The sequence below is a fragment of the Pedobacter borealis DSM 19626 genome (assembly GCF_000708285.2).
Taxonomy (GTDB): domain Bacteria; phylum Bacteroidota; class Bacteroidia; order Sphingobacteriales; family Sphingobacteriaceae; genus Pedobacter; species Pedobacter borealis.
Genome location: NZ_JAUG01000062.1, coordinates 18,740 through 29,323 on the forward strand (window position 1 = coordinate 18,740; position 10,584 = coordinate 29,323).

At 38.9% G+C, this 10,584-nt stretch carries 11 protein-coding genes; 4 read left to right on the forward strand and 7 right to left on the reverse strand.

Annotation, left to right across the window (positions count from 1 at the left end):
• Positions 1–66: 66 nt before the first annotated feature.
• From AW17_RS15920 to AW17_RS15940, 5 genes are all read right to left on the reverse strand, one after another.
• Positions 67–315 carry a DUF6952 family protein gene (locus AW17_RS15920; protein ID WP_010599336.1) on the reverse strand — a complete coding sequence of 83 codons (249 nt, stop codon included), beginning with the start codon at positions 313–315 and terminating at the stop codon, positions 67–69.
• Positions 315–623, reverse strand: coding sequence for a thioredoxin family protein (locus tag AW17_RS15925; protein ID WP_025141703.1), 309 nt, complete (start codon positions 621–623; stop codon positions 315–317). The genes AW17_RS15920 and AW17_RS15925 overlap by 1 nt, the downstream gene beginning before the upstream one ends.
• Positions 624–637: 14 nt before the next feature.
• Positions 638–1,270 (reverse strand): peroxiredoxin, encoded by a 633-nt coding sequence (locus tag AW17_RS15930; RefSeq protein ID WP_025141704.1) that lies wholly within the window; start codon positions 1,268–1,270, stop codon positions 638–640.
• Positions 1,271–1,539: 269 nt separating this feature from the next.
• Positions 1,540–3,924 carry a S9 family peptidase gene (locus AW17_RS15935; RefSeq protein ID WP_029278106.1) on the reverse strand — a complete coding sequence of 795 codons (2,385 nt, stop codon included), beginning with the start codon at positions 3,922–3,924 and terminating at the stop codon, positions 1,540–1,542.
• A 181-nt stretch (positions 3,925–4,105) separates the two neighbouring features.
• Positions 4,106–5,293 carry a hypothetical protein gene (locus tag AW17_RS15940; protein ID WP_029278107.1) on the reverse strand — a complete coding sequence of 396 codons (1,188 nt, stop codon included), beginning with the start codon at positions 5,291–5,293 and terminating at the stop codon, positions 4,106–4,108.
• A gap of 186 nt (positions 5,294–5,479) precedes the next feature.
• On the opposite strand from AW17_RS15940, the gene AW17_RS15945 reads away from it, so the two are divergent.
• The 4 genes from AW17_RS15945 to AW17_RS15960 all read left to right on the forward strand — a co-directional run bounded on the left by AW17_RS15945 (position 5,480) and on the right by AW17_RS15960 (position 8,440).
• Positions 5,480–6,877 carry an aldehyde dehydrogenase family protein gene (locus tag AW17_RS15945; protein WP_036670148.1) on the forward strand — a complete coding sequence of 466 codons (1,398 nt, stop codon included), beginning with the start codon at positions 5,480–5,482 and terminating at the stop codon, positions 6,875–6,877.
• A gap of 136 nt (positions 6,878–7,013) precedes the next feature.
• Complete coding sequence (locus tag AW17_RS15950) at positions 7,014–7,538, forward strand: YfiT family bacillithiol transferase (protein WP_029278109.1); 525 nt, start codon at positions 7,014–7,016, stop codon at positions 7,536–7,538.
• A complete protein-coding gene (locus AW17_RS15955) occupies positions 7,535–8,011 on the forward strand; it encodes a DUF6265 family protein (RefSeq protein WP_036670151.1) in 477 nt (158 codons plus the stop codon). Before AW17_RS15950 ends, AW17_RS15955 begins: the two co-directional genes overlap by 4 nt.
• Before the next feature lie 240 nt (positions 8,012–8,251).
• A complete protein-coding gene (locus AW17_RS15960) occupies positions 8,252–8,440 on the forward strand; it encodes a hypothetical protein (RefSeq protein ID WP_029278112.1) in 189 nt (62 codons plus the stop codon).
• A gap of 43 nt (positions 8,441–8,483) precedes the next feature.
• Here AW17_RS15960 and AW17_RS15965 read toward each other — a convergent pair whose 3' ends face one another.
• Complete coding sequence (locus AW17_RS15965; RefSeq protein WP_029278113.1) at positions 8,484–9,203, reverse strand: heavy-metal-associated domain-containing protein; 720 nt, start codon at positions 9,201–9,203, stop codon at positions 8,484–8,486.
• 290 nt (positions 9,204–9,493) lie between these two features.
• Positions 9,494–10,318: a 4,5-DOPA-extradiol-dioxygenase gene (gene ygiD, locus AW17_RS15970; RefSeq protein ID WP_029278115.1), complete on the reverse strand. Its 825-nt coding sequence runs from the start codon at positions 10,316–10,318 to the stop codon at positions 9,494–9,496.
• Positions 10,319–10,584: the final 266 nt, after the last annotated feature.

Below are 10,584 nucleotides of genomic sequence, written 5' to 3' on the forward strand. Positions count from 1 at the left end.
CCCCGCTGATTTTCATCAACGAGGGATTTTATATTCTGAAAAAGCCAGGTTAAAGCTTTAAGACGATTATCGGTCAATCGAACCCATTACCTTTTGGCCAAAAGCATTTAATGCGTCCTTTTCGGCAGCACCTTCACTTACCATCTGGTGTACTTCTAGCGCACCGCAAATATTGGTAATCATTTCGCCTGCAACATCAACCTCGTGCTCACTAACCCCTCTAAACTCGCAAAAAGCCTCTAAAACCTCCAAAGTTGTCTCTAGTTGTGCTGGAGTGGTGTTTTGAAATAATTGTCTTATAACCGGAATCTTCATTACTTTATCTTGTTAAATAGTTCTATTAAACCTTCTGCTTTGTTGGTTTGCACCTGATCTACCAAGCTACCGCCTTCAAAAGCTGCGAAAGTTGGTAAATTATCAACATTTGCAAATTTGCGTGAGTTTGGAAGTTTTTCGGCATCAACAATCAAGAAAGCTACATCTTCATTTTCTGAGGCCAATTTTTTAAACTTAGGCTTCATGATTCTGCAGTTTCCGCACCATGATGCAGCATACTGAACCATCACCTTTGAGTTATCGGCCAAATATTGTTGAAGATTATCTTCTGTTAATTCTAAAAACATAACGTTTTGTTTAATTAGTTAGCGGCTAAATATTCAGCAACGCCAGTTCTGTTCGCATTCATTGCTTCTTTTCCTTCTTCCCAGTTTGCAGGACAAACTTCGCCATGTTTTTGAACGTGAGCGTAAGCATCGATTAAACGTAAATATTCTTTAACGTTTCTGCCTAATGGCATATCGTTAACACTTTCGTGGAAAACTTTACCAGTTTCGTCGATTAAATAAGTAGCTCTGAAAGAAACATTTGATCCTGAGAAAGATTCGTTTCCTTCTTCGTCATAGTTAACTTCCTGATCTAAAATATCAAGGATGCCAGATAACTGTCTGTGTGTATCAGCTAAGATTGGATAAGTAACACCTTCAATACCGCCGTTATCTTTTGGTGTATTTAACCATGCGAAGTGAACTTCGTTAGTATCGCAAGATGCGCCGATTACAATTGTATTTCTTTTTTCAAACTCAGGTAAAGCAGCTTGGAAAGCGTGTAATTCTGTAGGGCAAACGAAAGTAAAATCTTTTGGATACCAGAATAATAACACTTTGCTATTTTTATTTACAGCCTCTTCAAATACATTGATTTTCAAGTCATCACCCATGTCTGACATTGCATCAATACTAACACTTGGGAATTTTTTGCCTACTATTGCCATAATTTTTTTGTCTTTAATTTTATGCCGCAAAGGTAGGGCTAAAACAGATGTCAATCAACCCTGTTTTACTAATTGTTAATTGTATTTATTGATAACGATATAGATGAAAACTATATTGTTGGCGTGAAATATAATGGGGTTCTATTTTCATTCGTTGTCGTCATTTCGAGCGAAGTGCAACGCAGTCGAGAAATCTAACTAGATAGATCTCTCTCCCGAAGGTTCGGGACTGCGCTCCAGTCGAGATGACAAACTGGCTAAGTGGGAGGTTACTTCTTCAACGTATTTTCATACAGTTTAAATATCCTTTTATACTCGTCAGTCCAGCTGCTAGGCTCGATAAAACCGTGGTCTTCAACAGGGTAAACGGCCAGTTCCCAATTGTTTTTGCCCAACTCTATAAAACGTTGACTAATACGAACAATATCCTGAAAGTGAACATTTACATCAACCATTCCATGTGCCATTAAAAGGTTGCCCTTTAATTTATCGGCGAAATAGATCGGCGAGCTTCTTTTGTAAGCAATAGGATCGTTAAACGGTTCATTTAAAATGTTCGAGGTATAGCCATGATTATAGTGCGCCCAATCGGTAACTGAACGTAATGCTGCACCACTGGCAAAAACATCCGCTTCATTGAACATTGCCATCAAAGTAATAAAGCCGCCGTACGAGCCGCCATATAAACCAACGTGCTGAGGATTAACACCATATTTCTCTACCAAAAACTTAACGCCATCAACCTGGTCGGTTAAATCTTTTCCACCCATATGGCGGTAAATGCCTGTACGGTGATCGCGGCCATAACCGGAGCTTCCGGTATAATCGATATCGATTACCGTGTAACCATTATCGGCCAGTAAATTATTGAACATAAACTCGCGGAAGTAGGTGCTCCAGCCGAAATGCACATTTTGAAGATAGCCTGCTCCATGAACAAAAACTACCGCAGGGTGGTTAGGATGAGGATTATCAGATTTATACACCCTCGCATAAACATCTGCACCATAACGGTTTTTGAAGCTTACCATATCTGGTTGACGCCACTTGTAAGAATTAAATTCGGCAGAGGTAGATTGGGTAATTTTTTCGGCTTTGGCACCAACCTTATTTGGCTGAAGATACAACTCTCCAGGCTTATCCATAAAGGAATAATTAATGGCGATGTACTTCTCATCGGGAGAGAGGGTGATATCATTTAAGCCTTTCATGGTCGTAATCTGAACAAGCTCACCACCGTTTACACTGATTTTAAAGAAGTTTGTAATCCCTGGGTGCTCCTTATTTGTTTTAAGATAAAATGTACTTCTATCCTTCGAGAGCTGAACAGATTGCACTTCCCATTTGCCAGATGTTAGTTGTTTTTTATCGCCTGTGGCAACATTCGCTACATAAAGGTGTGAGAATCCGGTAGCTTCGCTCTGGTAGTAAAAGCGGTTATTGTCTATCCATCCGGTGCTACCTTGGTAAAAGCCACTAATGCCTGGGCCACCAATCCAGGCTTCATCCCGTTGACGGTCTATTAAAGAAAACTTCCCTGTTGATGCATCCAGTTTTAAGATCCAGCGGTCTTTATTGTCGGTTGAAGTAGCGACTACAATTGCGGTACTTCCGTTATCGTTCCAAAGCGGGCCGAAGAAATTTACAGGTCTGTCTGCATTTTTCTTTTTTAGCGTATCCAATTCTTTAGGATAATCTTTAAGGTAATTGGGAAGATCTTTAATGCCTGGTATGGTTGCCGTCTGAATGGCGTAAACAGAATCTTTTTGGGTATCGTAGATAAAGCCCTGCGAAATATTTTCATTTTCGCCAACCTTTGTTCTGCCAGGAATATCTTCGGTATAGCCTGATGATGTGATATAATTCGGCACAATGGTACTGTGGTTATTCTGGGCTGGCGTGGTTAGCTTATAAGTAATAAAATGCCCATCGGGACTAATGGTTACACTATTTAAAAATTTATCCTCGGTGTAAAGCTCTTTTAATGGTTTTGAATCTGCAGATGTTGTGCCAGAACGGCCTCTTCCACCACGGGCGCCACTTCTGATTTCTGCATTTCTTTTTTTAATGATATCAAACAATTCTGTTTGCTGTGCCTTTAACCATTTATCCTGCTCGGTAAGCGGTTTGGTTTCTGGTCGGCCTGCTTTTTTACCTTTAACGAAATTAGTGAGCTGTTTGGTTTCGGCAGATTTTAAATCCACTTCGAAAAGATTATCGCCCAATTGATAAACGATATTTCCATTGGTTAAAAAAACAGGGCTGTTTTCTCGCTCTTGCGTGCTGGTTAGCCGCGTTTCTTTATTGCCTTTGAAATTCTGTAAATAGATATCGCCACTTTTTTCGATTAAACCAAGCGAGCGGTCAGTGTTATAGGTATAGTTTAAACTTAAAAGCTTTTCATCTTCCTTTTCTGCCGCTTTAACGGGTTTGGTAGCTGCTGCCGAAACTTTAAATAACTCTTCTTTAGCTTTATTTTCAGGGTTCCAGTTGAAGTACAGGGTTTTGCTATCTGCAGTCCAACGGAAATTGGTTGGTGCAACGCCCATCCACTTTGGATCGCGCATTATCTTTTCGACGGTTAAAGGCGCTAATTGTTGCGCAAAAGCATATTCGCCTGTGCAAAGCAAAAGGAAAAGTAAATATTTCTTCATGAATTTTAGGTTTGGCTGCAATTTAGGGAATGGACTTGCTAATTTTAACAGGAAATGGAAATGTTACAACAACCTCACCCTATGAACGGTAGTGCTTTATAGCAAAGGCTGTTCATTCCCTCTCCTCAAGGAGAGGGATACGAAAGGCAGAAGTAGCTGCATCAACTTACATAGGGAGAGGTTAGCGGATTACCCCTCCAGTTTTATCTACATTCACATCATCGAAAGGCTTTAGGTACTCGTTGATGATTACCGCAAATTCTCGTCTGGTTAATACTTTTTTAAGGTCGTATTTAGAAGTAAACTTGTAGTTTTTGTTCCATTTTTTTTGCAGTTCCGTTTTGATTGCCTCAACCGATTTATTGCCCACATAACAAACCATCGCAATGGTATTTTCTAAATTGATGGGAATATGCTGATGATCATCGAACCAGATCTGGGCCTTGTAATAATAATCTTTGATCGGCTGCTTAATTTCATCGTAGGTAACATCTTTTTCGGGATTGAAATAGGCTTTATTTTGTTTTATTTCTGCTTTGATAATTCCCGTTATACCCACTTTTTGGATGGCCAGCCAGTTAGAATCAATCGCTTTTACATCCTCAAAAGGCATTAACGTATGTTTATAGGCTAATAACTCACCCTGGATTCTTTTTAAATTTGACAAACTGGTTTTGGTGTCGAAAAATGCAGCATAGGCTGCGATTGCACCAGCAGCAGGGCCAGTTTCGAACTGATCGGCAGAAATATATAAAAGGTTTTCTTGGTTCGGGATGAGCAAGCTGTATAATGATAAAAAATTGGCCCCTTTGGACAAAACACTTGCTACTGTTGTCCTATATAAGTTCTCACTATAATTTAATTGATTTGAAGTTGCAGGATTTAAGCCCGTAATTTTTAATGCAGCCAATAATTGATCTGGTTTATCGGCCAGTACAAGGATCTTGGCTTTAATGCTTTTGTCTTTCGTGAGTTTCACTTCCCAACCACTGCCTGAGCGTTTAATTTCGGTGTAAGAAATACCATTGATTACATTTAAAAGCTGAGTGCTATCAACGGTCACTTTTAGTGGTTTCTTTTTATCTGGCTTTGGCTTAGGAGTTTCTAAGTTTTTGGCGTTTTCGGTCTCCCTTTTAAAAAAAAGCTGGTAAAAAGCAGTTGCCTCTTTAGATTTACGCTCAGAAATTTTCTTAACATCAAGCTGTTCCTTTTGCGTAAGCAGCATGGTTTTAACACCTGATTTGAATGATTGAAAAGATGCTGAATAGGAGGCATCGCCACTACCAATAACCAATACATCTGTTTTCAGGGTTTGGGCATGTATAACCATCGGAATTATGAATGCGAAAACAAAAAACAATCTTTTCATCTTGAATATTAAAATTTGCTGCAATATGCTTTAAATGAATGAATTTTTAATGAAATGAGTGCATTTTAACTAAATTTAACTCACAATTTTAGCTAACTCGATCAGCCATTTATTTTCATATCACCTCTTCAACCTTATATTTTCTTAAATTGCTTATATGGTAAAAATTGTGAACGTTTGTTAATTATGGAAGAGCAAATAAAATCAGTTTTCGATTTACAGCAAAAACACAAATTCGAGTTGCGCAAAACGGATGCTAAAACACGCATCGGAAAATTAAGGCAGCTTAAACGTGCATTAGAAAATGCCGAGGAAGAAATATTTGCAGCATTGGAGAGAGACTTGCGCAAAAACCGCTTTGAAACCGCAGTAACGGAGCTGTTTTTTACTTATGCCGAGATAGATCACGCCATAAAAAAGCTGCGTAGCTGGATGAAACCAAAATCGGCGGGCAGGACCATGAGCAATCTTTTTGCCAGCAATAAAATTTACTATGAACCAAAAGGTGTTTGCCTGATTATTGCTCCTTGGAACTATCCGTTACAATTGATTATGAGTCCGTTGATTTCTGCCATAGCAGCGGGAAATTGCGTCATACTAAAACCGTCTGAATTGAGTGCGGCGACGGCGGGTATAATCAGCAAATTGATCTCCAATGCATTTGATCCTAAAGAAATCGCCTGTTTTGAAGGTGATGCCGAAGTTTCTACAGTGCTGTTAAAACTTCCTTTTGACCATATATTTTTTACCGGAAGCACCGCAATTGGTAAGGTGGTAATGGAAGCTGCGACAAAAAACCTGAGTTCAGTTACCTTAGAGCTTGGTGGTAAATCGCCAGCTATTGTAGATGAAACTTGTGACCTACAAAAAGCTGCAGAAAAAATTGCCTGGGGTAAATTGATAAACGCAGGTCAAACCTGTATTGCCCCGGATTATGTGTTAATTAAAGAAAATAAGCTGGCCGATTTTGAAATGCACTATAAGGTAGCGGTTCAAAAAATGTTCTTTAGCGAAGCGGAAATTAACAAAAATGATTATGCTAAAATCATCAATACAAAACAGTACCTGCGCTTAAATAAATTGATAGAAGAAGCCCTTCATGATGGTGCTGTTTTGGCCTTTGGTGGAAAATCGGATGCGCAAGATTTAACCATTACACCAACGCTTTTAACTTCGGTAGCCGAGGGCAGCAGGATTATGCAGGAAGAAATTTTTGGACCAATTTTGCCTGTAATTACTTACAACAATCTACAGGAGGCAGTTGATTTTGTGAACAGGAAAGAAAAGCCTTTGGCACTTTATATTTTCTCAGACAATAAACAGAACCAAAAGAAAATTATTACTGAAACAAGTGCAGGCGGAACCTGTGTAAATGATGTATTGGTCCATATCGGTAATCCTAATTTGCCTTTTGGCGGGGTAAGCAATAGCGGCATAGGCAGTTGTCATGGTATTTTTGGTTTTAAAACCTTTTCGCATGAAAGGGCGGTGGTTTTCCAGTCGAAGTTGGGGTTAACCAAAATGATTTATCCGCCTTACGAAAAAAAAATGAGCTTGTTAAAATGGCTAAAGAAATTGATGTAGATTTAGTATCCCGCAGATCTAAGGAGATATACGCAGATTTTGTGTTTACAGTATGCGACCACCTCTGCGTACTCTGCGCCTTCCTCTCTGTGATCTTTGCGGTTAAAAACTCAATAATTCTCCTTATTTTGGGTTCATGGATTTAGAACAGCTTAAATACCCGATCGGTCAATTTTTAATGCCAGAAATTTTCGATCAAAAACAAATCGACTTATGGATTTCCGAAATAGAGGCTTTGCCTAATCAGCTTAGGAAAGCTACCGAAAATTTGACCGAAAAAGAATTAAACCAAACTTATCGCCCCGAAGGATGGACGTTGAGGCAAGTTGCTCACCATATTCCAGATAGCCACATCAATGCTTATATCCGTTTTAAACAAGCCATTACCGAAGATGTTCCCATAATCAGGCCATATTACGAAGAACGCTGGGCCGAAACTGGGGAAGCAAAAACTGGCGATATCAAATTATCTATTGATTTATTGGCTGCTTTGCACCAACGTTGGGTTGCTTTTTTAAAAACATTGAAACCCGAAGATTATCAGCGAAAATACATTCACCCAGCTCAGGGAAAAGAACTTACATTAGCAAACATGTTGGGTATGTACGCCTGGCATGGAAAACATCATTTGGCACACATTACAAATACGATAGCAAAATGAAAAGAATTCGTTTAATTTTTATGGCCTTAATCCTTATTGGGTTTTGCACTAATGTTAACGCACAAAAAAATCCTTCAAAAACCTTTGCTTTCATTTTAGGTTCATGGGAAATGCAAACACCAAAAGGAAAAATTATAGAGCAGTGGGTGCAAAACCCTGATAAAACACTCAGCGGCAAAAGCTATCAAATAAATGCCAAAGGTGATAGTTTGCTTACCGAAACCCTTAAGATCAAAAGGGTTGGAAAAGATATTTTTTACTGTTCAACTGTAACAGGACAGAACGAAGGAAAAGAGACTTGTTTCAAACTTATTGCCACAAAAGATGAGACCTATGTTTTCGAAGATAAAACACACGATTTTCCGCAGCGAATAGTTTATCAAAATCAGGGAAAAAATGATTTACTCGCCTGGATCGAAGGCGAGCTTAATGGTAAAAGCCGAAAATCGGAGTTTAGGTATAAACGGCAATAGTTGTGATCTTATTTTACCTGTAAATGCATATATTTATAGAGCAAGTTGAAATTAATAGTACGCTCTGAAAGAATACTATTTTAACATTTTATCTTAGGATCGTCACCCTGAATTTATTTCAGGGTCTTTATATGAGGAAGATGCTGAAATAAATTCAGCATGACGACCGCCGCCTAGCACGAACCCTAAAATGATATGTTTAGTTAAAATATTAATCAGATTCATTTAATAATACTAATTATGAATATCAAGCAAACATTAACAATGAGGCCAGCTAAAGAGCGTTCTAAACGAGTAGAAAATAATAGACTAGAAGAGAAATCTATTTCGTCATCGAAATTAAACGGTGTAGTGGGAGCAATTGAATTACCCAATGATTTTGACGAAGAAATAGAGCTCCGTGCTTATTTTGAAAGCAAACACTTATAGAATAAATTTAAGTACCTTCTCTGATGAGTTTTAACTAATTTGATTACATCAAAATCAGCATTGCTGCACTCATGGCAATCATAATGGCGTCTTCAACAATGGTTACGGTACTCATGGGTAGGTTAAAAACCGCACCCAAACAGGCACATTGAATCTTTTTCTTGTTTAAAACACTTTCCAAAACACCAAGGATGCTTACCGTCATTACAATTAGCGTAACCCAGTTTACTACTACGGGTGATAGGTTTAAAGCAAAAGATATGCCTAATCCGAGTTCGATAAAAGCATAGATGTAACCCCACGCACCAAATTTTTTGGCTACGATATCGTACATGGCATAACTTTCGGCAAAGGCTTTCAGGTTAAGCATTTTAAAGAAAGAGAAGGTGAGGAAGAAACCCGCCATAAAAATGCGCATGAACACCATGAAATTAATTCCGCTTGATTGCCACGAAACCACAAGTGATATGGCGGTAACATATCCGAATATCAATAAAATGGGTTTATAAGTTTCGGCCCACGATTTTGCTTCTTCAAGTGTTTCACTATGGTGGGCGGCAGAAATTTGATATTTGCTGTCTGTGCCGCCCAAAGCTTGTTGGAGTGTATCTAAGCCAATATGTTTATCCATGCTGATGGTGGCAGAATTGGTATCTTTCGAAACCTCAACAGAAGTTACATCTGGTAAAACGAGCAGGTTACTTTTTACTTTATTTTCGCAACCGCCACAAGTCATGCCGGTAAGTTGATAGGTATGTGTCATGATTAAAATCTTTATACAAATTTACCGCTTCATAGGGCCATAAGCGTTACAGAATAATCATAAAGTTTTATAGAATTTTAGTGTATTGACATCCTGTGAATAATCGTCGTTTCGAGCGCAACCGAGAAGTCTATAGTATACTTCCTAATGTACTTAATTTCTCAATGGTAAAGAGAGTTACTTTGTTTTTCATCATTAGGGAGTTAAGAAATTAAGGTTTCAGATAAAAAACAAGTTCTTTAATGATCTGTTCCTCCCTAAACCCTAAACCCTAAACCCTAAACCCCTGCTTATCCCACTAAAACCGAAGTCATGGTTAACGAACCGCCAACAGCTTTGTCATTAAAGAAAGAAACTTCTTCCTTGTCGTTTTTCATTCCGAGGGTATAAATCAGGGGTAAATAGTGCTCTGGTGTAGGGATGGCCAACATGGCATCGGTACCTAGGTTGCGATAGTTGATCAAAGGTTTATGGTCGCCGTTGGCAATTAAATTTTTAAACTTATCGTTCATTTCAATTGCCCAATCATAACCGCCACCATTAATCATTTCCCAGCTTAACATGCGGAGATTGTGTACCATGTTTCCGCTGCCCAAAACCAATACCCCTTTTTTACGGAGTGCATAAATTTCCTTGGCAATTTCATAATGTTGCTCAGGCGATTTGGTATAATCGATACTTAATTGCAAAACTGGAATATCGGCATTTGGGTACATGTGTTTTACCACTGTCCAGGTGCCATGATCCAAACCCCAATCATGGTCCAAACCAACGGGAGTGGAGTGAATTAAATTCGGAATTTCTGCAGCCAGTTTCGGATCGCCTGGGGCAGGATATTGTACATCGAATAATGCCTGTGGAAAACCGCCAAAATCGTGAATGGTGCTCGGGAAATCCATAGCCGTAACGAAGGTTCCGTGTGTGTACCAGTGTGCCGATACCACCAACACGGCTTTTGGAATGGGAATGTTTTTTGCCTGTTCTGCCCAACTCTGGCTAAACTCATTATTTTCGATACCGTTCATTGGGGAGCCGTGACCAATAAAAAGTGCAGGCATCAGCTCGGTTTGAGGTAAGCGCTGAGTAAAACTTCTGAATTGAGATAGTGTAGACATAATACAGTGTTTGTCATGCTGAGCTTGTCGAAGCACCTATATGCATTTCGACAGGCTCAATGTGACAGATTTTATAGTGAAATATTTGCCAGAATCATTATTAACCTGAGTTCGATAATTATTTGCTGAAAATTATATCTTATTTACGCCTAATCCCGCTTTATCGTCCTGCTGAATTTATTTCAGCATCTTTTTAGCGTGAAAGACCCTGAAATAAATTCAGGGTGACGACCGTCTTAACAGAAAACTTGATTAAAACGCCACAA